The organism is Pelomonas sp. CA6 (assembly GCF_022549225.1).
GTDB lineage: Bacteria > Pseudomonadota > Gammaproteobacteria > Burkholderiales > Burkholderiaceae_C > Roseateles.
Genome location: NZ_JAKZFD010000004.1, coordinates 251,406 through 275,772 on the forward strand (window position 1 = coordinate 251,406; position 24,367 = coordinate 275,772).

The 24,367-nt window shown below is 71.6% G+C and carries 24 protein-coding genes; 9 read left to right on the top strand and 15 right to left on the bottom strand.

Annotated elements, in window-relative coordinates; genetic code table 11:
* Positions 1 to 37: 37 nt before the first annotated feature.
* From LZ017_RS09115 to LZ017_RS09150, 8 genes are all read right to left on the bottom strand, one after another.
* Entirely contained in the window at positions 38 to 820 is a 783-nt protein-coding gene (locus tag LZ017_RS09115; protein WP_241396344.1) for a LytTR family DNA-binding domain-containing protein, read from the bottom strand.
* Positions 810 to 2,060, bottom strand: coding sequence for a sensor histidine kinase (locus LZ017_RS09120; protein ID WP_241396346.1), 1,251 nt, complete (start codon positions 2,058 to 2,060; stop codon positions 810 to 812). The genes LZ017_RS09115 and LZ017_RS09120 overlap by 11 nt, the downstream gene beginning before the upstream one ends.
* A gap of 168 nt (positions 2,061 to 2,228) precedes the next feature.
* On the bottom strand, positions 2,229 to 2,789 hold the full coding sequence (locus tag LZ017_RS09125) for an NADPH-dependent FMN reductase (RefSeq protein WP_241396347.1): 561 nt from the start codon (positions 2,787 to 2,789) through the stop codon (positions 2,229 to 2,231).
* Between the two features lie 72 nt (positions 2,790 to 2,861).
* Positions 2,862 to 3,326 carry a hypothetical protein gene (locus LZ017_RS09130; protein WP_241396349.1) on the bottom strand — a complete coding sequence of 155 codons (465 nt, stop codon included), beginning with the start codon at positions 3,324 to 3,326 and terminating at the stop codon, positions 2,862 to 2,864.
* Between the two features lie 56 nt (positions 3,327 to 3,382).
* Positions 3,383 to 5,056, bottom strand: a complete 1,674-nt coding sequence (locus LZ017_RS09135) for a long-chain-fatty-acid--CoA ligase (RefSeq protein ID WP_241396351.1) — start codon at positions 5,054 to 5,056, stop codon at positions 3,383 to 3,385.
* A 177-nt stretch (positions 5,057 to 5,233) separates the two neighbouring features.
* Positions 5,234 to 6,658: an NAD(P)(+) transhydrogenase (Re/Si-specific) subunit beta gene (locus LZ017_RS09140; RefSeq protein WP_241396620.1), complete on the bottom strand. Its 1,425-nt coding sequence runs from the start codon at positions 6,656 to 6,658 to the stop codon at positions 5,234 to 5,236.
* A gap of 2 nt (positions 6,659 to 6,660) precedes the next feature.
* On the bottom strand, positions 6,661 to 6,960 hold the full coding sequence (locus tag LZ017_RS09145) for an NAD(P) transhydrogenase subunit alpha (RefSeq protein ID WP_241396353.1): 300 nt from the start codon (positions 6,958 to 6,960) through the stop codon (positions 6,661 to 6,663).
* 70 nt (positions 6,961 to 7,030) lie between these two features.
* Entirely contained in the window at positions 7,031 to 8,170 is a 1,140-nt protein-coding gene (locus LZ017_RS09150) for a Re/Si-specific NAD(P)(+) transhydrogenase subunit alpha (protein WP_241396359.1), read from the bottom strand.
* 196 nt (positions 8,171 to 8,366) lie between these two features.
* Here LZ017_RS09150 and LZ017_RS09155 point away from each other — a divergent pair, with 196 nt between their 5' ends.
* The 4 genes from LZ017_RS09155 to LZ017_RS09170 all read left to right on the top strand — a co-directional run bounded on the left by LZ017_RS09155 (position 8,367) and on the right by LZ017_RS09170 (position 12,064).
* The gene (locus tag LZ017_RS09155; protein ID WP_241396361.1) at positions 8,367 to 8,891 is read left to right on the top strand and encodes an NUDIX hydrolase; all 525 of its coding nucleotides are present in this window, start codon (positions 8,367 to 8,369) and stop codon (positions 8,889 to 8,891) included.
* Positions 8,892 to 8,938: 47 nt separating this feature from the next.
* Entirely contained in the window at positions 8,939 to 10,042 is a 1,104-nt protein-coding gene (gene mnmA, locus LZ017_RS09160; RefSeq protein ID WP_241396363.1) for a tRNA 2-thiouridine(34) synthase MnmA, read from the top strand.
* 112 nt (positions 10,043 to 10,154) lie between these two features.
* Positions 10,155 to 11,420 carry a sensor histidine kinase gene (locus tag LZ017_RS09165; RefSeq protein WP_241396365.1) on the top strand — a complete coding sequence of 422 codons (1,266 nt, stop codon included), beginning with the start codon at positions 10,155 to 10,157 and terminating at the stop codon, positions 11,418 to 11,420.
* Positions 11,420 to 12,064 (top strand): response regulator transcription factor, encoded by a 645-nt coding sequence (locus LZ017_RS09170; protein WP_241396366.1) that lies wholly within the window; start codon positions 11,420 to 11,422, stop codon positions 12,062 to 12,064. Before LZ017_RS09165 ends, LZ017_RS09170 begins: the two co-directional genes overlap by 1 nt.
* Before the next feature lie 10 nt (positions 12,065 to 12,074).
* On the opposite strand, the gene LZ017_RS09175 is transcribed toward LZ017_RS09170, so the two are convergent.
* Positions 12,075 to 12,590 carry a CAP domain-containing protein gene (locus tag LZ017_RS09175; RefSeq protein WP_241396368.1) on the bottom strand — a complete coding sequence of 172 codons (516 nt, stop codon included), beginning with the start codon at positions 12,588 to 12,590 and terminating at the stop codon, positions 12,075 to 12,077.
* A 96-nt stretch (positions 12,591 to 12,686) separates the two neighbouring features.
* On the opposite strand from LZ017_RS09175, the gene LZ017_RS09180 reads away from it, so the two are divergent.
* From LZ017_RS09180 to LZ017_RS09200, 5 genes are all read left to right on the top strand, one after another.
* Positions 12,687 to 13,982, top strand: coding sequence for an efflux RND transporter periplasmic adaptor subunit (locus LZ017_RS09180; protein ID WP_241396370.1), 1,296 nt, complete (start codon positions 12,687 to 12,689; stop codon positions 13,980 to 13,982).
* Positions 13,983 to 14,031: 49 nt separating this feature from the next.
* Positions 14,032 to 14,754 carry an ABC transporter ATP-binding protein gene (locus LZ017_RS09185; protein ID WP_241396372.1) on the top strand — a complete coding sequence of 241 codons (723 nt, stop codon included), beginning with the start codon at positions 14,032 to 14,034 and terminating at the stop codon, positions 14,752 to 14,754.
* A 13-nt stretch (positions 14,755 to 14,767) separates the two neighbouring features.
* Complete coding sequence (locus LZ017_RS09190; RefSeq protein ID WP_241396374.1) at positions 14,768 to 15,925, top strand: ABC transporter permease; 1,158 nt, start codon at positions 14,768 to 14,770, stop codon at positions 15,923 to 15,925.
* Between the two features lie 423 nt (positions 15,926 to 16,348).
* On the top strand, positions 16,349 to 17,518 hold the full coding sequence (locus tag LZ017_RS09195) for an ABC transporter permease (RefSeq protein ID WP_308194067.1): 1,170 nt from the start codon (positions 16,349 to 16,351) through the stop codon (positions 17,516 to 17,518).
* Between the two features lie 101 nt (positions 17,519 to 17,619).
* Positions 17,620 to 18,120: a hypothetical protein gene (locus LZ017_RS09200; protein ID WP_241396376.1), complete on the top strand. Its 501-nt coding sequence runs from the start codon at positions 17,620 to 17,622 to the stop codon at positions 18,118 to 18,120.
* A 17-nt stretch (positions 18,121 to 18,137) separates the two neighbouring features.
* Here the strand turns inward: LZ017_RS09200 and LZ017_RS09205 are convergent, their stop codons facing one another.
* From LZ017_RS09205 to LZ017_RS09230, 6 genes are all read right to left on the bottom strand, one after another.
* A complete protein-coding gene (locus LZ017_RS09205; protein ID WP_241396378.1) occupies positions 18,138 to 18,653 on the bottom strand; it encodes a ClbS/DfsB family four-helix bundle protein in 516 nt (171 codons plus the stop codon).
* Positions 18,654 to 18,789: 136 nt separating this feature from the next.
* Entirely contained in the window at positions 18,790 to 21,954 is a 3,165-nt protein-coding gene (locus LZ017_RS09210) for a S8 family peptidase (protein WP_241396380.1), read from the bottom strand.
* A 21-nt stretch (positions 21,955 to 21,975) separates the two neighbouring features.
* Positions 21,976 to 22,719 (bottom strand): NF038120 family PEP-CTERM protein, encoded by a 744-nt coding sequence (locus tag LZ017_RS09215; protein WP_241396382.1) that lies wholly within the window; start codon positions 22,717 to 22,719, stop codon positions 21,976 to 21,978.
* A 257-nt stretch (positions 22,720 to 22,976) separates the two neighbouring features.
* Positions 22,977 to 23,486 carry a type II secretion system protein gene (locus tag LZ017_RS09220; RefSeq protein ID WP_241396384.1) on the bottom strand — a complete coding sequence of 170 codons (510 nt, stop codon included), beginning with the start codon at positions 23,484 to 23,486 and terminating at the stop codon, positions 22,977 to 22,979.
* A 5-nt stretch (positions 23,487 to 23,491) separates the two neighbouring features.
* Complete coding sequence (locus tag LZ017_RS09225) at positions 23,492 to 23,881, bottom strand: type IV pilin protein (RefSeq protein WP_241396386.1); 390 nt, start codon at positions 23,879 to 23,881, stop codon at positions 23,492 to 23,494.
* Between the two features lies 1 nt (position 23,882).
* Positions 23,883 to 24,350, bottom strand: coding sequence for a type II secretion system protein (locus tag LZ017_RS09230; protein WP_241396388.1), 468 nt, complete (start codon positions 24,348 to 24,350; stop codon positions 23,883 to 23,885).
* Positions 24,351 to 24,367: the final 17 nt, after the last annotated feature.

The window sequence follows — 24,367 nt, forward strand, 5'->3', positions numbered from 1 at the left end:
GAAGGCGACAGTGTGCCGCAAGCGCCGCCCGCGCGCGCTAGTCGCGGAACCAGTGCATGAAGGCACGGCTCACCGGCAGCCGCTCCTCGCTGCCGCGGATCAGCACCTCCATGCGGTCCGCGTCCAGGCGCTCGGCGCCGGCCACCGCGCGCGCGTTGACCACCGCGCTGCGGTGCACCTGCCAGAACTGCTCCGGGTCCAGCCCGCCCAGCAGTTCCTTCAGCGGCGTGCGGATCAGCGCCTCGCCCTCGCGGTGGACCACGCGCGTGTACTTGCTGTCGGACTGGAAGAACAGCACCTCGTCGATGGCGATGAGCTGGATGCGCCGGCCCACCGTCGCCTTGATCCAGCGCAGCCGCTGCACCTCGGCCGCGCGCTCGCGCAGCGCGGCCAGACCCGGCGCCGCGGCTTCATCCGCGCCCACCTGCTGCGCCAGGCGGCGCACGCAGCGGGCCAGGCGCTGCGGCTCCACCGGCTTGAGCAAATAGTCCAGCGCGCCGCGCTCGAACGCATCCACCGCATGCTGGTCGTAGGCGGTGACGAAGACCAGCCGCGGCGCGCGCTCGCCGTCCGGCACGAAGCCGGCGATGCGCGTGGCCAGATCCAGCCCGCTCATGCCGGGCATACGGATGTCGGTGAACACCACGTCGGGCTCGTGCTCGAGAAAGGCGTCCCAGGCGTCCAGCCCGTTCTCGGCCACGGCGACGACCTCGGCCTCGGGCCATTGCTGCGCGAGCTGCGCCAGCAGGTGCTCGCGCATCGGCGCCTCGTCCTCGGCCACCAGCAGCCGGGCGGCCGGCCTTCCCTGATCAGGACCCATCGTTCTTCCCCTCCTCCGGGAGCACCAGCCGCGCCACCAGGCCACGGGGTTCGTTGTCAAACAGTTCCAGCCGCGCGCGCGCGCCATGGCGCAGATGCAGCTGCTCGCGCAGATTGCTCAGGCCATGGCCGGCGCCGGGCAGATCGGCCATGCCGCGGCCGGTGTCGGCGACCTCGATGAAGAGCTCGCCGCCCTCGCTCCAGGCGCGGAGCTTCAGATCGCCGCCGTCGGGCTGGGGCTCGATGCCATGCTTGATCGCGTTCTCGACCAGGGTGATCAGCAGGGTGCCGGGCACGCGGCGCGCGGCCAGTGCCTCGGGCAGCTCCACGTCCACCCGCAGCCGCGCGCCCAGCCGTGCCTGCATCACGCGCAGATAGCTGCGCGACAGCGCCATCTCGTCGCCCAGCGGGCGCTCCGCCTCGCGCAGGCTGTTCATGGAGGCGCGCAGGAAGCGGATCAGGTCCGCGGTCAGCGCCGCGGCCTGCGGCGCGCCCGCCTGCGCCAGGTGCTGCACCGCGCCCAGGGTGTTGAAGAGAAAGTGCGGCTCGATCTGCGCCTGCAACAGGCGCAGCTGGGCCTCGGAGGCCTGGCGGCGCAGGGCCTGGGCCTCGGCCTCGGCGCGCAGCTGCTCGTTGAGCGCGCGCAGCTCGCGATTGCGCAGCCCCGCCAGCAACGCGCTGGCCAGCGTGAACAGCAGCCCCGCCAGCATGCTGGCCCCGGCCACCGTGGGGCCGATGCGCTCCAGCATCTGCAGCGGCGTCTGCCCGCGCTGCCAGGCGGCGAAGGACGCGCCCACCAGTCCGCCGACGATGGCCATCGCGACGACCTTGGCCCAGAGCCGCCAGCCCTTGTCGAACTGCCCGGGGCTGAACCAGGCGCCCACCAGGCCCAGCCCGGTGCCCAGCACCATCACCTGCGACAGCAGCAGGCTCTCGCCCCAGCCCAGGCGATCGGGCCGCCACAGGTGCAAGGGCACGGCCAGCAGCGCACCCAGGGCCAGCAGCGCGAGCAACGGGATCCAGAGCCGCCAGCCGCGCCAGGCGCGCGTGAAGGCGAGGATCTGCGCCAGCTCGCCGGCCGAGATGCGCGCCAGCCGGTCTCGCAGCCAGCGGCGCCAGAAGCGGGCCTGCCAGTGCGGATCCGGCGGCCGGCCGGCGATCAGGTCTTCCAGCAGCTGGAGATAGCGGGCTTCCCAGTCCCGGTGGCGGGCAAGCAGGGATTGGATCAGCGGGAGGCGCATGAGGCTGGCGTTCGGGAATCGTCGAGGCGGGCCCAGCTTAGGGCGGGGCCGGACCGGCACGGCCGGCCATGCGACGAATGCGCGCGCCGCGCAGACCATGGCCGGCGCGGCGCGACGGATGACGGCCGGCGTGGCGGGCAAGGCCGCCGGGACCGGCCCGCTGCCCGCTCAGCCGCGCTGGCGCGCGACCCAGGCGGCGAAGGCCTCGACGAACTTGCGCAGGAAGGCCTCGGTGTCGGGCTTGGTGATGGCACCCGCCTCGTCCAGCAGCTCCTGGCTGCCACCCAGGTAGACCTCGGGGCCGGGCATGGTGGACACGTTGAGGCAGGCCAGGATCTGACGCAGGTGGTGGTTGGCCCCGAAGCCGCCGATCGCGCCGGGCGACTGCGTGATCACCGCCGCTGGCTTGGCATTGAAGACGTTGTGGCCATAGGGGCGCGAGCCCACGTCCAGCGCGTTCTTCAGCGCCGCGGGCACCGAGCGGTTGTACTCGGGGCTGACCAGCAGCAGCGCGTCCGCCGCGCGGATCGCGTCGCGGAAGGGGCCGTAGCTGGCCGGCGGGCTGGGCTCCTCGTCGGCATTGTAGAAGGGCAGCTGGCCGATCTCGACGATCTCCAGCTTCAGCGACGGCGGCGCGAGGCGCTGCAGCGCCAGCGCCAGCCTGCGGCTCAGCGAGCCCTTGCGCAGGCTGCCGACCAGCACTGCGACCTGATGGACCTGGGTGGACATGGATACTCCCGCGGGGACCATCCCCGCCGACTTCGCACTGTAGCGGCGCCGCGGCCGCCACGAGCGCGCGGGCTATTCGCCCAGGCCCATCGCGCGGCGCAGCGCCTGCGCGGCCGCATCGCCCTTGTTGGCCTGCACGCGGGCGACGAAATCCTGGGCCAGGCGCTGCAGCTGCGCCAGGTCCTGGCAGCGCTCCACATCCAGCGCGAAGGCATAGCCGCGGAAAGGCCCCAGCTGCTTGACGGCCTCGCCGCTCATGAAGGTGTAGAGCTGTTCGTAGCTCAGCGTCGACGCGCTCGGCGCCGCGGCGCCCGGCGCACTGGCGGGCGCGCCGGCGGCCGGCGCGATCAACCCGTGGTCCAGCAGCTGCTGCAGATCGGCCTCGCCGGCCCCCTGCACCATGGCCAGCCATTGCGAGGCCGGCTTGTCCGGCGTGATCACCAGCAGCAGGTTGCGCGCCGTGCGCGCGCTGACCAGCGCGCGGTTGCGGATCTCGGCGCGCCCCGCGTCGGTCTTCTCGTAGCGTGTCTCCAGCAAGATCCGGCCTCCAGCGCGCGAAGAAGTCCTGCGGCCTGATCAGCGGACCCCGGGGGTCACTTCTTGTCCCGCAACTCGCGGCGCAGGATCTTGCCGACCGGCGTCTTGGGCAGCTCGTCGCGGAACTCGATGATCTTGGGCCGCTTGTAGCCGGTCAGGTTGGCCTCGCAGTAGGCACGCACGTCGGCCTCGGACAGCGCCGGGTTCCTGCGCACCAGCACCACCTTGACGGCCTCGCCGGCCTTCTCGTCGGGCACGCCCACCGCGGCGCATTCCAGCACGCCGGGCATCTGCGTCAGCACGTCCTCGACCTCATTCGGATAGACGTTGAAGCCGCTGACCAGGATCATGTCCTTCTTGCGATCGACGATGCGGAAGAAGCCGCGCTCGTCCACCGTGCCGATGTCGCCGGTGCGGAAGAAGCCTTCGGCCGTCATGACCTTGGCCGTCTCGTCGGGGCGCTGCCAGTAGCCGGCCATCACCTGCGGGCCCTTGATCGCGATTTCGCCGGTCGCGCCCGGCGCCACCTCGTGGCCGTCGTCGTCCAGCAGCTTCAGTTCGGTGTTGGGCAGCGGCAGGCCGATGGAGCCGGTGTAGGTGGTGCTGTCGGTGGGGTTGCAGCTGGCCACCGGCGAGGTCTCGGACAGGCCATAGCCTTCGACGATGGGGCAGCCGGTCTTCTCCAGCCACAGCTTGGCCGTGGCCTGCTGCACCGCCATGCCGCCACCCACGCTGATCACCAGGCCGCTCCAGTCCACGGTGCTGAAGTCGCGGTGGTTGGCCATGGCCATGAACAGGGTGTTCACCGCCGGCAGGCTGTGGAAACGGTGCTGGCTCAGCTCCTTGAACACCGCGGGCAGGTCGCGCGGGTTGGGAATCAGCACATTGCAGCCGCCCACATGCATGGACAGCATCATGTTCGTGGTGAAACCGAAGATGTGATAGAGCGGCAGCGCGCAGACGCTGACCAGCTGCTCGCCCTGGGGGATCTTGCTGAGCGCGGGCAGGTACCAGGCCTCGCACTGCAGCGTGTTGGCCACCAGGTTGCGATGCAGCAGCACCGCGCCCTTGGACACGCCCGTCGTGCCGCCGGTGTACTGCAGCACGGCGATGTCGTTGGGGCCGGTGGCCGGGCGCTGGTAGGCCAGGCCCCGGCCGCGCGAGACCGCGTCCGGATAGCGCACCGCCTGCGGCAGCTCGAACGCCGGCACCAGCTTCTTCACCTTGCGCACGACGTAGTTGACGATCAGGCCCTTGGGGAAGCCCAGCATGTCACCCATGGACGCGAGCACCACGTGCTTGGTCGGCGTGTGCGCGATCGCCTGCTGCAGCGTGTGGGCGAAGTTCTCGATGATGACGATGGCCTTGGCGCCGGAGTCCTTGAGCTGGTGCTCCAGTTCGCGCGGGGTGTACAGCGGGTTGACGTTGACCACCACGAAGCCGGCGCGCAGCACGGCCGCCACGGCGACCGGGTACTGCGGGATGTTGGGCATCATGATCGCGACGCGGTCGCCGCGCTCCAGGCCCAGGCTCTGCAGGTAGGCGGCCAGCGCGCGCGAGGCCTCATCGATCTGGGCGAAGCTGATGGAGCGGCCCATCAGCTTGTAGGCTGGCCGATCCGGGTACTTCTTGAACGCCGCCTCCATCAGGTCGACCAGCGAGGGATAGATCCCCGGGTCGATCTCCGCAGGCACGCCAGCCGGATACTGCTTCAGCCAGATTTTCTCCATTTGTTCTGTCTCCAAGGTACGGCGCGGATTCTCGCCGATCGCGGCGAGCCCCCCATCAGGGGATTCGATAGCGGTTCCGTCCGCGCCATGCGCCTTCGCGGCGGACCGTTTCCTCCGGGTTGCTCCTCGCACGCGAGACCCGCGCCAGCGGGCCTCACGCGCCCCTTCAGCGCGGCCTCATTCGACCGCCTTCACCATGTCCTCGACCACCTTCTTGGCGTCGCCGAAGACCATCATGGTCTTGTCCATGTAGAACAGCTCGTTGTCCAGGCCCGCGTAGCCGGCGGCCATGGAGCGCTTGTTGACGATCACCGTGCGCGCCTTGTAGGCCTCGAGGATGGGCATGCCGTAGATGGGGCTGCCCTTCTGCAGCGCGGCCGGGTTCACGACGTCGTTGGCGCCGAGGATGATGGCCACGTCGGTCTGGCCGAACTCGGCGTTGATGTCTTCCATCTCGTGGACCTGGTCGTAGGGCACCTCGGCCTCGGCCAGCAGCACGTTCATGTGGCCCGGCATGCGCCCGGCCACCGGATGGATCGCGTAGCGCACGGTCACGCCCTTTTCGGTGAGTTTCTGCGCCAGTTCCTTCACCGCGTGCTGGGCGCGGGCCACCGCCAGGCCGTAGCCGGGCACGATGATCACGCTTTCGGCGTTGCCCAGGATGAAGGCGGCGTCGTCGGCGCTGCCGCTCTTGACCGTGCGCTGCGCGCCACCGCCGGCCGCGGCCGCCGCCGCATCGCCGCCGAAGCCGCCCAGGATCACGTTGAAGAACGAACGGTTCATCGCCTTGCACATGATGTAGCTCAGGATGGCGCCCGAGCTGCCCACCAGGCTGCCGGCGATGATCAGCATGCTGTTGTTCAGCGAGAAGCCGATGCCCGCCGCGGCCCAGCCCGAATAGCTGTTCAGCATGGACACGACCACCGGCATGTCCGCGCCGCCGATCGGGATGATCAGCAGCACGCCCAGCAGCAGGCCCAGCAGGATCACCAGGCCGAAGTCCATCGCGCTCTGCGAATGCCAGAAGCCGAAGACAAAGAAGGCCGAGGCCAGGCCCAGCGCCAGATTCAGCCAGTGCTGGCCGGCAAAGCTCACCGGCGCGCCCTGGAAGAGGCGGAACTTGTACTTGCCACTGAGCTTGCCGAAGGCGATCACCGAGCCGGTGAAGGTCACCGCGCCGATGAAGCTGCCCAGCGCCAGCTCCACGCGGTTGCCGCCCGGGATCGGGGCGCCACGCGGCGCGATGCCGAAGGCATGCGGCTCTGCGACCGCGGCGACGGCGATGCAGACCGCGGCCAAGCCGATCATGCTGTGCATGAAGGCGACCAGCTCGGGCATCTTGGTCATCTCCACGCGCCGCGCCATCAGGGTGCCCAGGCCGCCGCCGATGACCAGGCCGGCCATCACGTAGCTGAGCCCGAAGACGCGTCCGCCGGCCAGCGTGACGATCAGCGCGCCGGTGGTCAGCACCGCGATGGTCATGCCCGCCATGCCGAAGACATTGCCGCGGATGGAGGTGGTGGGATGCGACAGGCCCTTGAGGGCCTGGATGAAGCAGACGCTGGCGATGAGGTACAGCAGCGTGACGGTGTTCATCGAGATGTTCACTGCTTCTTCTCCTTCTTCTTGAACATCTCCAGCATCCGGCGCGTGACCAGGAAGCCGCCAAAGACGTTCACCGCCGCGAGCGCGACAGCCAGGGTGCCCATCAGCTTGCCCAGGTCGGTCTCGGTGAGCGCGGCCGCCAGCATGGCGCCGACGATCACGATGGCGGAGATCGCGTTGGTCACCGCCATCAAGGGCGTGTGCAGCGCGGGCGTGACGGTCCACACCACGTGGTAGCCCACGTAGATGGCCAGCACGAAGATGATCAGGTTGATCAGGGTCGGGGATACGGCATCCATGTCGTCCTCATCCGCTTTCGATGGCTTGGGGCTGATCGGGACCGGGGTCCTCGGGGGGTGGCGCTCGGGGTCAGGCCTTGCGCAAGACCTGGCCCTCGTGGGCCACCAGGCAGGCGGCGACGATGTCGTCGTCCGCGGGGATCTGGAACCCGCCCTCCTTGGTGAGGACCAGCTTCAGGAAGTCCAGCACGTTGCGCGCGTACAGCGCCGACGCGTCGGCCGCGACCAGCGCCGGCAGGTTGGTCTCGCCCACCAGCGTGACGCCATGGCGCAGCACGGTGGCGCCGGCCTCGGTCAGCGGGCAGTTGCCGCCGCGCCCGTCCGGGCCCTTGCCGGCGGCCAGGTCGACGATCACCGAACCCGGCTTCATGCTCGCCACCATCTCCTCGCTGACCAGCACCGGCGCCGCGCGGCCGGGGATCAGCGCGGTGGTGATCACCACGTCGGCCTGCGCGACGCGCTTGGCCACCTCGGCCTTCTGGCGCTCCAGCCAGCTCGGCGGCATGGGCCGCGCATAGCCGCCCACGCCTTCGGCCGCTTCCTTCTCCTCGGCGGTCTCGTAGGGCACGTCGATGAACTTCGCGCCCAGCGACTCGACCTGCTCCTTGACCGAGGGCCGCACGTCCGAGGCCTCGATCACCGCGCCCAGGCGCTTGGCCGTCGCGATGGCCTGCAGCCCGGCGACACCCACGCCCAGCACGACGACGCGCGCCGCCTTGATGGTGCCGGCCGCCGTCATCAGCATCGGGAAGAGGCGCTGGTAGTGGTGGGCCGCCAGCATCACCGCCTTGTAGCCCGCCAGGTTGGCCTGGCTGGACAGCACGTCCATGCTCTGCGCCCGCGTCGTGCGCGGCGCCGCCTCCAGCGCGAAGGCGCACAGGCGCGCCGCGGCGAGGCGCTCCAGGCCCTCGCGGTCGAAGGGGTTGAGCATGCCCACCAGCACCGTGCCCGGCGCGAACAGGGCCAGCTCGGAGGCCTCGGGCGCGCGCACCTTGAGCACCATCTGCGCGCCCGCGCAGGTGGCCTGGGCGCCGTCGGCCAGCTCGGCGCCGGCGGCGGCATAGGCTTCGTCGGTGACGCTGGCCGCGAGCCCCGCGCCGCGCTGCACGCGCAGGGTGTGGCCCTGGGCGACCAGCTTCTTCACGGTCTCCGGCGTGGCGGCCACGCGCGTCTCACCCGCCGCGATCTCGCGCGGCACTGCGATCAGCATCTGGAATCCCTCCTGCTTGCTGGATGGGGCCCGCAATCGGCAGGCTTTCGTTAAGCTTACATGGGCTTGGTGACACCCCGGCCGACCTGGCTGCCAGGGTTTTACCTAGCGCGGGCTTCGCCGCCGGACAAGCGAGGCTTGCCGGGCGCGCGTCCCTGTCACCGGGGTGACGCCGGGCCCACGCCACAATGGCCCGATGAACGCCGTGACGAATGCCCCCGACAGCCGTTTCAAACCCGCCGTGACCGTGGCCGCCGTGATCGAGCGCGATGGCCGCTATCTGCTGGTGGAGGAGCACACGCCCGAGGGCCTGCGCTTCAACAATCCCGCCGGCCACCTGGAGCAGGGCGAGACGCCGCAGCAGGCCGTGGTCCGCGAGGCGCTGGAGGAGACCGCCCACCGCTTCCGCCCGCAGGCGCTGCTGGGCCTGTACCTGTCGCGCTTCCGGCGTCCGGACCGCGGCGAGGACGTCACCTTTCTGCGCATTGCCTATTGCGGAGACGTGGAGGGCGACGGCCCGGTGCCAGGTCTTGCTCTCGATCAAGGCATCGTGCGCTGGCTGTGGATGAGCGCGGACGAGATCCGCCAGGCTCACGAAAAGGGACTGACGCGCAGCCCGCTGGTCTGGCAGTGCATCGAGGACCACCGGGCGGGCCGGCGCCTGCCGCTGGAAGCGGTGCAGGCGGACGCCTCGATCCTGGAGCCCCCGGTGATCCGCTGAGCCCCCCGCCGGGCGCGGGGCGCGGGCGCTTTTGGGACAATCCGCCCATGAGTTCCAAGCAACGCGTGGTCGTCGGGCTGTCCGGCGGCGTGGATTCCGCCGTGTCGGCCTATCTGCTGAAGAAGGCCGGGCACGAGGTCGTCGGCATCTTCATGAAAAACTGGGAAGACGACGACGACAGCGAGTACTGCTCGTCCAACATCGATTTCGTTGACGCCGCCGCGGTCGCCGACGTCATCGGCATCGAGCTGGAGCACGTCAACTTCGCCGCCGAGTACAAGGACCGCGTCTTCGCCGAGTTCCTGCGCGAGTACCAGGCCGGCCGTACGCCCAACCCCGACGTGCTGTGCAATGCGGAGATCAAGTTCAAGGCCTTCCTGGACCATGCGATGCGCCTGGGCGCCGAGAAGATCGCCACCGGCCACTACGCCCGCGTGCGCGAGCGCGACGGCGGCTTCCAGTTGCTCAAGGGACTGGATCCGCTGAAGGACCAGAGCTATTTCCTGCACCGGCTGCAGCAGGCCCAGCTGGCGCGCACGCTGTTCCCGGTGGGCGAGCTGGCCAAGACCGAGGTGCGCCGCATCGCCGAGGAGATCGGCCTGCCGAATGCGAAGAAGAAGGACTCCACCGGCATCTGCTTCATTGGCGAGCGCCCCTTCCGCGAGTTCCTCAACCGCTACCTGTCGCACCAGCCCGGCCCGATCAAGGACGAGCGCGGACGCAAGCTGGGCGAGCACGTGGGCCTGTCCTTCTACACGCTGGGCCAGCGCCAGGGCCTGGGCATCGGAGGCATCAAGGACAAGGGCGCGCCGCGCGGCGGTGGCGAGCACGCGCCCTGGTTCGTCGCCCGCAAGGACCTGGAGACCAACACGCTGATCGTCGTCCAGGGCCATGAGCACCCGCTGCTGCTCTCGCGCAGCCTGGTGGCGCAGGACCTGAGCTGGACCGGGCCGGCGCCCGCCTATGGCGGCTTCGGCGCGAAGACCCGTTACCGCCAGGCCGACGCCCCCTGCGCGCTGACCCCCGGCGACGGGCAGTTCCGCCTCGATTTCCCGCAGGCCCAGTGGGCGGTGACGCCGGGGCAGAGCGCGGTGGTCTACGACGGCGAGGTTTGCCTGGGCGGCGGCGTCATCGCCGAAGCCATCGCCTGAACGGCCTGCGGCAGAGGACCATGACGATGGACACATGCCGCGCCCCCCACCTTGTGGCAGGCTCTCGGGCTGCCCGGACGACACCGGGCCCCTCCTCTTCCCCGGACCGCCTTTGAATCCCAAGTTCGAACGACTGCTGGACCGCCTGCTCGACCGGGTGGCCCGGCCCTCTTTCGTGCTGCGCGTCGCGGCGCTGGCGGTCTGCCTGCTGGAGCTCAGCTCGGCGGTGCTGGCGCTGATGGGCTATCCCACCGAGCCCTACGATGGTGCATTGGCGGGGCTGTACCGGCGCTGGGGCGGCGACATCCACGACACCGGCTTCATGCTCGGCTGCCTGGGCCTGCTCGCGCTGTTCGCGCTGATGTTCTGGCGCCTGGCGCGCGAGCAGCACCTGGACCAGCCGCCGCGCGGGGTGCTGGCGCGCATCGTGCTGCTGGACGCGATCGCGCTGGCGGTCACGCCAGGCCTGCCCTTCCTGGTCACGGTGCTGGCCGCGCTGCTGCTGCGCGTGCGCTGGGCCTTCGGCTTCGCGCTGACCCAGGTGGCGCTGAACCTGTCGCTGTACTGGCTGCTGCCGTCGCAGGCCCAGCGCGCCGAACAGCTGCAGAGCGCGCTGCCCTGGTGGGCCAGCAGCCTGACCCTGGCCACCGCGATGGTGGCGCTGCACGGCATGGCCTTTGGCCTGGGCCGGCTGGCCGCCAACGAGGCGGAGCGGCGGCGCTGGCTGCAGGTCATCCTGGCCGAGAAGCTGAGCGGCGAGCGGCTGCAGGTGGAGCAGCTGCGCTATGCCGAGCGCATGAGCATGGCGCGCGAACTGCACGACGTGATGGGCCACCACCTCACCGCGCTGAACCTGCACCTGCAGCTGGGCGGCGCGCTGATGCAGCGCCAGGACTACGATGGCGCCGGGCAGGCGCTGGAGAAGGCGCGCGGCGGCGCCGCGGCGCTGCTGGCCGAGGTGCGCTCGGCGGTGTCGCGCGAGCGCAGCGCGCCGGCCATCAACCTGGAGGCCGCGCTGCACACGCTGGCCCAGGGCATCGCCAGCACGCAGATCGAGCTGGAGCTGGCGCCGGTGGCGCGCGACCTGTCGCCGCGCTGCGCGCATGCGCTGCTGCGCTGCGTGCAGGAAGCGGTGACCAACAGCGTGCGCCATGCCGGGGCCACGCGCGTCAGCATCACGCTGACGCAGCAGGGCGACCACGAGGACGCGCGCGTGCGGGTGCGCGTCGAAGACAACGGCCGCGGCGCGCGCAAGCTGCGCCCCGGCAACGGGCTGAAGGGCATGCAGGAACGCATGGCCGAGCTGGGCGGCAGCGCGCAGGTGCTGCGCAGCTGGCCGGGCTTCCAGATCGAATTGAGCTGTCCGAGGAGAGCATGATGAGCGAGAAGATCAAGCTGCTGCTGGTCGAGGACCAGCAGCTGGTGCGCGAAGGCCTGAAGGGCCTGCTGGCCCTGCACGAGGACATCCGCATCGTCGGCGAGGCCGCCGACGGGGCCGAGGCGCTGGAACTGCTGGCGCGCGAGCAGCCGGACCTGATCCTGTCGGACATGCGCATGCCGCGCCTGGATGGCATCGGCCTGATTCGCGCGCTGGCGGCGCGGGCGCTGAAGATCCCGGTGGTGCTGCTGACCACCTTCGACGACACCGCCGCCTTCGACGAGGCGGTGCGCGCCGGCGCCCGCGGCTTCCTGCTCAAGGCGATCAGCCCCGACACCCTGGTCCAGGCCCTGCGCGACGTGGTGGGCGGCGGCACGGCGCTGCGCCCGCTGCTGACCGAGCGCATGGAACGCGCGCCAGTGGAGCGCGCCTTCACCGCGACGCCGCAGCCCGAGCCGCTCAGCCCCAAGGAGCTGCAGGTGCTGCGCCTGGTGGCCAGCGGCCGCAGCAACACCGAGATCGCCACCCTGCTGGGCAACAGCGAGGGCGTGATCAAGAACCACTGCTCGTCGGTGTTCGCGAAGATGGGCGTGCGCGACCGCACCCAGGCCGTGCTGCGCGCGATCGACCTCGGCTGGATCTGACGCGTCGGACTCAGCGCGACGCGGCGGCGGTGGCCGGCCGCGGCGCCGCGGGCCGGCCCAGCTGCAGCACCCAGACCGGTGGGCCATCCGGCGTGTGCCGCGCGCAGGCCAGTGCGGCCTCGCGCCACTGGGGCTCCATCAGGTTGACGCAATGCCCGGGGCTGTCCAGCCACAGCGCCAGCACCTCGTCCAGGCGCTGCGGCCCCAGCGCCAGGTTTTCCGCCGCCTCGCCCAGCGGATAGGCCACCCGGCCCAGGCGTTCGCCCAGGTCGGCGCCGCCGCCGCGGTGGCTGAGCCGCCCGCGTGCGGCCAGCTCGCGCGCATAGATCTGGGCCGAACGCGCCAGCCGCGCGCTCCAGCCCAGCGGCAGCGGCGCCGGCGCGAACCAGCGCGCCCCGCAGTACCGCCCCTGCGCGCGCAGCGCGTCGATGCGCGCGAGCACCTGCGGCGGATCCAGTTCGGCGGGGCAGGCCCGCGCAAGACCTGGCACCGCCGGCGCCAGCAGGCTGAACCCCAGAATCGTCAAGGCCCGTCTCATGGGGGGAGATTGTCGTTTCCGGTCAATCCAGCGCGGCGGCTGGCGTGCACAATCGTCGCCGGTTAGGCCAACCCGACAGACGCCATGCCCTCCACGACCGATGCCTCCCTGCAGGCCCTGAGCATCCGGCGCGACGCCAACGCCCCCGGCCGGCCCAAACGTCGGCTGCGCTGGCGCTGGATCGCCGCGGCGGCCGTGGCGCTGGCCGCGGCGGTGGCGCTGCTGGCGCCGCGCCCCACCGAGGTGCAGCAGACCAGCGTCCAGCAGAGCACGCCGTCGGCCCAGTACCTGCAGCTGACCGCCTCCGGCTATGTGGTGGCGCAGCGCCGCGCGGCCGTCGCGTCCAAGGCCACCGGGCGGCTGCTGGAGCTGCATGTGCGCGAAGGTTCGGTGCTGAAGAAGGGCGAGCTGATCGCGCGCCTGGATGCCAGCGACGTCCAGGCCCAGATCGCCGCCGCGCAGGCCGGCGTGCGCCTGGCCGAGGCCGCGCTGGCGCAGGCGCGCAGCAGCCTGGCGGCGGCCCAGGTGGAGGCCCGCAACGCCCAGGCCGAGCAGCAGCGCGCGATCGCGCTGCAGGGCCAGGGCTTCGTTTCCGCGCAGGCGCTGGACGCGGCGCAGCGCCGCCTGGACGCCGCGCGCGCCGCCGAAAGCCAGGCCCAGGCCGCGATCAGCCAGGCGCAGGCCGGCGTCACGCAGTCCCAGGCCCTGCTGCAGGTGCAGCAGGTCAACCGCGAGTTCACCGAGATCCGCGCCCCCTTCGACGGCGTGGTGCTGGTGAAGAACGCCAACGTCGGCGACATCATCACGCCCTTCTCCAATGCCGCCGGCTCGCAGGGCGCGGTGGTCACCATGGCCGACCTGTCCACGCTGGAGGTGGAGGCCGATGTCTCCGAAGGCAGCCTGGCCAAGGTCCGGCCCGACCAGCCGGTGGAGATCCAGCTCGACGCCCTGCCCGGCCAGCGCTTCATGGGCCGAGTCGCCGGCATCGTGCCGACCGTGGACCGCGCCAAGGCCACGGTGATGACCAAGGTGCGCTTCGAGCGCCTGGATCCGCGCGTGCTGCCCGAGATGAGCGCCAAGGCCGGCTTTCTGTCGCAGGCGCCCAGCAGCGCCGAGCTGCTGCCGGTGCTCGCGGTCAATCCCAAGGCACTGCTGGAGCGCGACGGCCGCCACTGGTTGCTGCGCATCGAGCGCAGCGGCGAATCCGACAGCGTGCGCGCCGTCGAGGTCAAGCCCGGCCGCCGGCTGGGCGAGCTGCTGGAGGTACTGCCCCAGCCGGTCCAGGGCGGGGCCGCGCCGCTCAAGTCCGGCGATCGCCTGGTGCTGTCGCCGCCGGCCACGCTGAAGGACGGCGCGCGCGTGCGCACGGCCGCCAAATGAGCCACGCCATGAGCCGCCCAATGAAGCGCCGCGCCCGGAGGGCCGCGCCATGAACGCCGCCGCCGCCCGCGCGGACGACGCCCAGGCGCTGATCCGCATCGACGGGCTGTCCAAGTCCTACCAGCGCGGCGGGCAGCAGATCCCGGTGCTGCTGGACATCCGGCTCAGCGTGGCGCGCGGCGACTTCGTCGCGCTGATGGGCCCCAGCGGCTCGGGCAAGAGCACGCTGCTCAACCTGATCGCCGGCATCGACCAGCCCAGCAGCGGCCGCATCCTGATCGGCGGCGTGGACATCGCCGGGCTGGACGAAGGCGAGCTGGCCGACTGGCGCGCCCGCCATGTGGGCTTCATCTTCCAGTTTTACAACCTGATGCCGGTGCTGACCGCGCTGGAGAACGTCGAACTGCCGCTGCTGCTGTCGGGGCTGTCGGCGCGCGAGCGCCGCGCCCATGCCGAGGCCGCGCTGGCCATGGTGAAGCTGAGCGACCGCCTGGACCACTACCCCAACGAACTGTCCGGCGGCCAGCAGCAGCGCGTGGCCATCGCGCGCGCGCTGGTCAGCGACCCGCAGCTGATCGTCGCCGACGAGCCCACCGGCGACCTGGACCGCGTCACCGGCGAGGAGGTGCTGGCCCTGCTGGACCGGCTCAACCGCGAGCTGGGCAAGACCATCGTGATGGTCACCCACGACCCCAAGGCCGCGGCCCGCGCGCGCCGGCTGGTGCACCTGGAGAAGGGCGTGCTGGTCGACGAACCGGAGCCGGTCCGCTAGCGGCCGCCCCATCATGTTCCTGCTGCGCCTGCTGCTGAAGAACGCCTTCCGGCACAAGCTGCGCACCCTGCTGACGCTGGTGGGGCTGGTGGTGGCGATCTGCGCCTTCGGGCTGCTGCGCACCATCATCGACGCCTGGTATGCCGGCGTCGAGGGCTCCAGCAGCACGCGCCTGATCACGCGCAACAGCATCTCGCTGACCTTCCCGCTGCCGCTGAACTACGCGCAGCGCCTGCGCGCGGTGGAAGGCGTCAACGGCGTTTCCTGGGCCAACTGGTTCGGCGGCGTCTACATCACCGAGCGCAACTTCTTCCCGCAGTTCGCGGTGGAGCCGGCCAGCTACCTGGCGCTCTACCCCGAGTACCGGCTGGACGAGGCCGAGCGCCTGGCCTTTCTGCGCGACCGCCAGGGCGCCATCGTCGGGCGCAAGCTGGCCGACAAGTTCGGCTGGAAGGTGGGCGACACCATCCCGCTGCGCGGCACCATCTACCCTGGCACCTGGAGCTTCACGCTGCGCGGCATCTGGGACGGCGCCGAAGCCAAGACCGACGAGAGCCAGCTGCTGTTCCACTGGTCCTTCCTGAATGAAAGCGTGCGCCAGCGCTACCCGGGCCGCGCCGACGCGGTGGGCGTCTACCTGATCGGCATCGCCGACCCCCAGCGGGCGGCGCTGGTCTCGCAGCAGGTGGACGCGCTGTTCGCCAACTCGCTGGCCGAGACGCTGACCGAGACCGAGTCCGCCTTCCAGCTGAGTTTCGTCTCGATGAGCGAGACCATCCTGGTGGCGATCCAGGCGGTGAGCCTGATCATCATCGTCATCATCATGGCGGTCATGGCCAACACCATGACCATGACCGCGCGCGAGCGCCTGGCCGAGTACGCGACGCTGAAGGCGCTGGGCTTCTCGCCCTTCTTCGTCGTCCAGCTGCTGTTTGGCGAAAGCCTGCTGATCGCGCTGACCGGCGGGCTGCTGGGCCTGGTGCTGACGCTGCCGCTGGCGGCCGCCTTCGCGCGTGCGGCGGGCACGCTGTTCCCCGTGTTCCAGGTCTCGCCGCTGACCCAGGCGCTGCAGCTGCTCGCGGCGCTGGTGGTGGGCGTGGTGGCGGCGGCCTGGCCGGCGTGGCGCATGAGCCGGGTGTCGATCGTGCGGGGGTTGAGGCATGTGGCGTAAAGATGGTGCCCCTCGTCCAGCGGGTACGCTGGCCGGTCCCCCGAGGGGACGGCGATGCTCGCGGGGGGGGCCCCGCTCGCACATCGCCAGGCGGGCCGGGAGGCTGGACCCCTCGTCCAGCGAGTACGCTAGCCGGTCCCCCGAGGGGACGGCGATGCTCGCGGGGGAGGCCCCGCTCGCACATCGCCAGGCGGGCCGGCTTGGGGCGGCCCGGCGCTCGGCCCTGGCATGCGACGCCTCGGCGAGCGGGTACGCTGGCCGGTCCCCCGAGGGGACGGCGATGCTCGCGGGGGAGGCCCCGCTCGCACATCGCCAAACGGGCCGGCTTGGGACGGCCCGGCGCTCGGCCCTGGCATGCGACGCCTCGGCGAGCGGGTACGCTGGCCGGCCTCAGGGGACGGCGATGCTCGCGGGGGGCGCGGGGTGAAGGCGATTCCGTTGAGCTACATCGCGCGCAATCTGTGGGTGCGGCGGGTGACCACGCTGTTGACGGCGGGGGGGATGGCGCTGGTGGTGTATGTCTTCGCGACCGTGCTGATGATGAGCGAGGGCATACGCGCGACGCTGGTCGCCACCGGGCAGCCGGACAACGTCATCGCGCTGCGCAAGGGCGCCGGCGCCGAGATCAACAGCGGCGTGGACCGCGGGCAGGCGGCCATCCTGGAGAGCCTGCCCGGCATCGCCACCGCGGCCGACGGCCGGCCGCTGATCAGCAAGGAACCGGTGGTGCTGAACACCCTGCCCAAGCGCGACAGCGGCAAGCCCAGCAACGTGACGGTGCGCGGCACCAGCGAGCGCGGGCTGCAGCTGCGCCCACAGGTGCGCCTCGTCGAAGGCCGCATGTTCCGCCCCGACAGCCTGGAGATCATCACCGGCCGCGCCGTGGCCGCTGGCTTCCAAGGCGCGGCCCTGGGCGAGACCCTGCGCTTCGCGGGCCGCGACTGGACCGTGGTGGGCGTGTTCGACGCCGGCCGCACCGGCTTCGACTCCGAGATCTGGGGCGACGCCGACCAGATGCTGCAGGCCTTCCGGCGCAACGCCTGGTCCAGCGTGGTCTTTCGCCTCGCCGACCCGCAGCAGCTGGACGCATTGCAGGCCCGCGCCGAGGCCGATCCCCGCCTGACGGTGGAGCTCAAGCGCGAGACCCGCTTCTACGCCGAGCAGAGCGAGGCGCTGGCCACCTTCATCTCCATCCTGGGCACGGCGCTGTCGGCGATCTTCTCCATCGGCGCCATCGTCGGCGCGATGATCACCATGTTCGCCGCCGTCGCGCAACGCACCGGCGAGATCGGCACGCTGCGCGCGCTGGGCTTTCGCCGCGGCGCGGTGCTGATGGCCTTTCTGGGCGAGTCGCTGCTGCTGTCGCTGGTGGGCGGGCTGGTGGGCCTGGGCGCGGCCAGCCTGATGCAGACGGTGAACATCTCCACGACCAACTTCCAGACCTTCGCCGAGCTGGCCTTCCAGTTCCGCCTCACCCCGGCGATCGCGCTGCAGACCCTGCTGTTCTCGCTCTTCATGGGCCTGCTGGGCGGCTTCGTGCCGGCCTGGCGCGCGGCGCGGCTGAAGATCGTCGATTGCCTGCGCGAAGCCTAGGGGGCTTTGTTCGCCCCACGCGGCTCTTGGCCCCCGGGCGAACGGCCCGGGACGCCAAGGCGGTCACTTGCCGGCCGCCGGCCTTCGCGCGAGGATGGGCCATGAAGCACGCCCGTCCCCACCCATCGTCCGCCCTCCCGAGCGCCCGGCGCCGGCCCGCGCTGCGCTCGCTCGCGAGCCAGGCGCTGATCGCCGCGTGGATCGTCGCCGGCCTGCCCGGCTGCGGCCATGCGCTGCCGCCGCCACCGCCCGGCCCGGCGTCCGCACCGGCGGCCACCGACAGCCGCCAGGCCTGGGAGCAGCTGCGCGCCGAGATCGGCGAGGCGCGCTGCAGCGAGCCCGCGCAATGCCGGACCGTGGCCGTGGGCCACAAGGCATGCGGCGGGCCCTCGGGCTATCTGGCCTGGTCCAGCGCGCACAACGGCGACGGCGCGCGCGTGCAGGCCCTGGCCGAGCGCCATCGCGAGCTGAGCCGGCAGGAGGTGCTGCGCTCCGGGCAACTGTCCAACTGCGCCATGGTCACCGACCCCGGCGCGCAATGCCAGGCGGGCCGCTGCGTGCTGCAGGCGGCGCCGCGCACGGGCTCGCCGGGCCTGCAGTAGCAGGCAACGGCGCGCGCTCAGCCGCCCAGCCCCTGGGCCTTCAGCCAGCGGCGCAGCCGTGCGCGCGCATTCGCATAGGGCGCGGCGGTGTTGAGCTGGATCATCCGGCCCTGCGTGTAGCGCTCGTACCAGGGCGCGCCGTAGAGCGAGGCGTCGCTGCCCTGCTCCACCAGCGCGACCAGGCGCGCATGCCCCTGCTCCAGCTGGCGCCGCAGCGCCGCATAGTCCTGCCCCGCCCGATCGGCATAGAACTGCCGAGCCAGCCGACCCAGCTCGTTCCAGCGATAGCCGGGCGCGGGGAAGTCCCCCGGCAGGCCGCGGGCGCGGTCCTCGCACCAGCTCAGCACTCGCTGTTGCCAGCCGATCAGGTAGGCCACGAGGTCGGCCACGCTCATGCGCGTGCCCGCGGCATGGCCCTCCAGCGTGGCCTCACGGGCCCGCCCGGCCGGCACGCGGGCCAGGTCGCGGGCCAGCTTGTCATAGGTCGAATGCATCGCGTCCAGCAACGCCTGCCTGTTGTCCGGCACCGCCATGTCCCATCGCCCTCCCCGGCGCGGCCTTGTGGTCGTGGCGCATTGTCCCAGGCCGCGTCATGAAAAAGGCCGCCGCCCTCGCGGGCCGCGGCCTGGGTCTTGGCCGGCCGCCGGGCAGGCGGCCTGGGCCTCGGGCTCAGTCGGCGCGCACGCGCAGCTTGGCCGACGCGACATCGCCGGGCTCGCTGAGCGGCAGGCCGCCGTTGGTCTCCACGCGCACCACGGTGGTCGCGGACGGAACGCCGGACGCATCGCGGAACTGCACGCCACCCATGTAGCGGCCGCCCGGCGCCAGACCGGACCAGCTCAGCCCCACCGTGGCCGTGCTGCCCGGGTAGACCTGGCTGGGCATCATGGTGCGGAAGTTGCCGCCGGTGTCGCCCACCTTGACCACCCAGCTGGACAGCCGGTGCGTCATGGTGGCGCCGCCGCCATAGGCCAGCACGCAGACCTTGTAGGTGCCGGGCGCCGGCGCGCCGATCTGCACCGACTCGTTGGAGATCGCGGTGCCGGAGTAGACCGAGCTGCCATCCGGCGCGACCACGACCAGGTCATGGTCGTCCGCCGGATCGGAGACGTCGGACTGGCGCAGCGCCGCGCGCAGCACCAGCGTGTTGGCCGGCACCACGATCGGATAGACCTTCACATTGGGCCGGTCCTGGCCCGCCGCGCAGGCGGCCTTGAAGTCCGCATCGTCCATGGCCCCGGGGACCAGCGACACGGTCGCACCCAGCGTCGCGTCCGACAAGCCCCCCACCGCCGAACCGAGGCGGCCGGAGAAGCCGGTCTTCACGGTCAGCAGCTTGCTGCCGGACGCGGTGGTCGCGCTCAGCTGCGCCGGTGCCTCGACCGCCTTGCCGACGCGCGCCTGGATGGGGCTGCGCACCACGTGGCTGCCGTCGGTCCAGCTCAGCGTGCCGAACTGCCAGACGTTGGCCGCCGCGCCCGCCGCCGCCAGGCGCACGGTGAAGCTCTTGGTCTCGCCGGGCGCCAGGGTCAGCGTGGACGGCGTGACGGTGACGCCGAAGCCGGGCACCGCGGCCGTCGCCGTGTAGGTGGCCGTGCTGGCGCCCACGTTGGTGACGCGCCGCGTCACCGTCACCGGCACCGAGCTCACCACATTGCCCACCGTGATGGACGGCAGGTTGAGGTTGTAGGTCTCGTTCAGCGTGCCGTAGGTGGCGCAGTCGGCCGCGCTCATCGCCGGGCGGTTGACCTTGCACTGGTAGGCGACGTAGTCGGCCTTGCCGGCGTCGTACACTAGGCCGGGGTCCACGGCCTTGTTGGGGTCCACATGGCCGGCGCCCTGGCCCCAGGGCAGCGTGCCGGCCTGCGCGCCGCTCAGGCCGTCGTTCAGCGTGGCGTAGGCGGTGGTCATCAGCGCCGACTTGATCGCCGCGGGCGACCAGGTCGGACGCGCCTGCTTCAGCAGCAGCGACAGGCCGGCCACATGCGGGCTGGACATCGAGGTGCCGGTGTAGGAGGCCCAGTCGGGCGGCGGGACCAGCGAGCCGTCGGCGACCGCATCGCGCTGCGCGGGCGTCAGCGGCGCGGCGACGCCGGCGATCACATCGGTGCCGGGCGCGGCCAGGTCGGGCTTGAGCACGTTGGCATCGCCCTGGTTGGGGCCGCGCGAGGAGCCCGAGTACAGGATGGGCGCGGGCTTGCTGCCGAGGTAGAACTTGGACAGCGCGGCATTGCCGTTGCCGGCCGCGGCATAGGCCTGGATGGCCGCGCCATCCGCCTGGCTGACATGCACGGTGGGCACCGCGTGCTTCTCGGCCACCAGGCCGGCGCCGTTGTCCTTCATCACCATGCCCAGGCCGCCGGCCTCGGCCACGGCCAGGCTCTTGTTGACGCGCGCATTGGTGCCGCGCGTGCAGACCACCACCTTGCCCGCCACCTTGGCCGGGTCCAGCACGGGCGTGCCGCCGTTGTCCACGGCCGCGAAGCACAGCGACACCAGCGCGGGATTGACCCCCGGCAGCGCGGCGTCCTCGGCGCGGATCAGGGCCGTCGCCGGCAGCGCGCTTTCGTTCAGCGCGGCGCCGGTGTACTTGGCGCCATTGCCCAGGGTCACGTCGCCGACCAGGATGCGGTCGTGCTGGGCGTTGGCCACGGTCGTGATCCAGGGGCTGATGTGGGCCACCTGGTTGGCCGGGCCGCTGTTGCCGGCCGAGGCGGCGACGAAGACGCCGGCCAGCGAGGCGCGGTAGAAGGCCTGTTCCACCGGGTCGTTGACCGAGGTCTGCGAGCCGCTGATGGAGTAGTTGATCGCGTTGACGCCGTCCTTCACCGCCTGGTCGATCGCGGCGACGGAGTCGCTGGGCCAGCAGCTGTTGCGGCTGCCGGTGCCGTCGGTGGCCGTGGCGTCGTCATAGGTCCAGCAGACCTTGTAGCTGGCGATGCGGGCGCGCGGCGCCATGCCGGACGCGTCGCCCAGGGCCGAGCCGTTCATCGTCACCGCGACGCGGGCATTGCCGGCCGCCGTGGTGGAGGTGTGCGTGCCGTGGCCGCCATGGGCCAGGTTGCCGCCCACCGAGTCGCGCGGCGAATAGAACTCCGACCAGTTCTTGGGCAGGCGCTGGGCCAGGAAGCCGGCGTTGTAGAACTTGGCGCCGATCAGCTTGTTGTTGCAGTGCTTGGCCGGGTCGAAGCCCTCGCCCGGCACGCAGCCGCCCTTGAAGAAGGCCGGCGCGGCGCCATAGGCCAGCGCGGCGGAGGCGTCGAAGGTGGGCACGCCGTTGGCGTCCGTGCGGTCGGCATAGGCGGGGTTCTCGGGCCAGATGCCGCCGTCGACGATGCCGATGACGATGTCCTCGCCCTTCAGCGCCGCGCCGCCGGCCGATTGCGACCACAGGCCGCCCGGGGCCGTCAGGCCGAGGAACTTGCTCGTCGAGATGGTGTCCATCTGCCGCGGCAGGTCCTCGAAGATGTCGACCACGCCGGCGGTGCCGCGCAGCGCGCGCACCTCGTCGTCGGTGAGCTGGGCGGCGAAGCCGTTGAACACGGCGTCATAGCGCGCCAGCACCGGCGCGTTGCCGACCACGGCGATCACCGTGTCCTGCTGCTGGCCCAGGTAGCTCACATAGGCCTGCACCGCGGCCGTGCTGTAGCGCAGCGGCGTGCCCGGCGCGGGCTGGGTGGCGGCCAGGCCGGCCACGCCGCCCTGGTAGCTGGCCACGGGTTCGTCCTTGAGCTGGACGATGTAGGTCTTGCGCTCCTGCGCCATCGCGCCGGCCGCCAGGCCGGACAGCAGCACCAGCGTGGCCAGAGCCGCGGGTTTGAGTTTGCGTGCCATGGTGGGGTTCCTCCCTTGCAATCAGACCGAACGGCGGCGACGGCCCAGGCCGGCGGCGCCCAGCGCCAGGACCACCAGCGCCAGGCTGGCCGGCTCGGGGATCACGTTCAGGTTGACGTTGTCCAGCGCGAACTGGGCCCTGTCACTGCCGAAGGCCGAGCAGTTGCCCGCGGCGTTGCAGCTGAAGCCGAAGGCGTACAGCGTCGTGAACTCGGTCTCGGCGAACAGCCCGCTGGTCAGGTAGGACGCGAAGCTCAGCGTGCCCGTGGGGCTCATGCCGGCGAGCTGGAAGGTCTGGGTCAGCGACAGGCCATCCGCGGTGATGCCCTGCAGGCGCAGCAGGCCCGCCACCGGCGGCGTCGCATCGCCGTTGCCGACGAAGCTGGCGTCGAAACCGGCGACCTTGAAGCCCAGGCGATCGGTGCGGCCCAGCGCCATCACACCGTCATTCAGGCCGGTGAAGAAGCTGCTGCCGTTGTTGCTGGGACAGACCACGCCCCAGCAGGTGGCCTGCAGGTCGGCCCCGTCGACGATGGCACCGACCAGGTCGCCCGGCTGCGCCAGCGGGGAATTGGAAAACGGCGCCAGCCAGAAGCCGGCTTCGTAGAACTCGTCGCCGTGGCCCAGCAGCGGCATGCCCGGCGCGAACGGCGAAGGGGCCAGCTGGTCGAAAGTGATGGTCGCGGGCACCGCGCCCGCCAGCGCGCCAGCGCCGCCGCACAGCGCGGCCACGGCCAGCGCGCATTTCATCAGTGTCTTCTTCATCGCGTCGTCCTCTCTCCTTGAACCCATGGTGTAGGTGTCATGAATCCGCCGTGGCGGCCGGTACTGCGTGTGCCGGCGATACCGGCAGCCACCCCTCGAAGTCGGCGATGGCGCGCATTTGTTCACGCTTTTCGTCGCCGCCTGGGGGCAGATCGCGGATTCTCAGGAGCTGTCACATGACCGACATCATGGCTTGTCCCTCCCCGCAAGCAGGGGGTTCACAAGCACGCGGTGCGGCGCGCAATCGCGGCGCGGGCTCAGTTCTGCGGGGGAGAACTGGCGGCGGGGTCAGGTCTTGCCAGAGGCCCGCCGGCCTCGAAAACCCAGTCGCTGGCGCGGGTTTCGCCAGACTCGCTCAGCCGGCGCAGCAGCGGCCGGTCGGAGCGGCTGCGCACGCCGCGTATGCCCTCGGGCTGGCCCGGCGGCGCGATCAGCACCCAGTCGGCCTGCCCGGTGAAGGGGTCGGCATAGAGCTGGCGCAGATGGTGCCTCGCACGGACTGTGCGCATATCGACCACAAGGTCGTCCAGACGCGACGGATAGCGCCCGGGATTGGCGGGGTCGGCGGCCATGTAGCTTTCGATCGCCCGGACAATGGCGCGGCCGCGGAACTCCAGTTCGCGCTCGCGCTCGCGCTGCGCGGCGGTCTGCCATTGCTGACCCAGCGCGGCCAGCGCGGCGCCGGTGATCGCGACGATGAAGAGCAGGCCCAGATAGGTGAAGCCGCGCGCCCGCGCGGCCCTGCCGTCCTCTGACCGCCGGGCCATCACGCTCACCAGTCGGCGTAGAGCCGGCCGTCGCTGGCGCGGCCGGCGGCGCCGCTGCGCAGGTCCCAGACCTGCCCCTTGAGCTGGGCGTCGGCCGGCGGCGGCAGCAGCACCCAGCCCTCGCGGCTGCCCAGCACCGGGTCCTCGGGGATCTCGCGCAGATAGCGCGCGCTGACCATCTCCTCCAGCGAATCCGGGTAGCGCCCCTGGTCGGCGGCGAACTGGTCCACCGCGTCGCGCATCACGCGCAGCGAGGTCTGCAGCGCGGTCTCGCGCGACTTCTGCAGGCTGGCGATGTAGCGCGGCGCGGCGATGCTGGCCAGCAGCGCGACGATGGCCATCACCACCAGCAGCTCGATCAGCGTGAATCCGCGCGGCGCGCGAGGCCTGCCCATCTCACCAGTCCTTGTAGTAGCTGCCATCCAGCGCGCGGCGCGTGGACAGCGAGCGCACGTCGAACACGTCGCGCCCGGGGCGCGGGTCCTCGGGCGAGCTGTCGTAGGCGCGCAGGCCCCAGCTCTGCTCTGGCGGCAGCGTGGGGTCGGCAAAGGGGTCGCGCGGCAAGCGGCGCAGGAAGTAGAGGCGGCGGCCGCTGGCCGACTTCGCGTCGGGCACGCCGTTGACCAGAACGAGCAGGTCGGGCGGATAGCCGCTGTCGTCGGGCGCCTGCAGGATCTGGCCTTCGGCGGCGGCGCGCTTGTAGGCGTCCAGCGCGCCGCGCAGGCTGCGCAGCGCCTCGCGCAGCGCGAACTCCTGCTGGCGCTGCTGCGCCAGCAGCAGCATGGGCCGCGCCGCCGCCGCGAGCACGCCGAGGATGGCCAGCACCACCAGCATCTCGATCAGCGTGAAGCCGCGCGCGCGCATGGCCTGCTCCGGTCCGC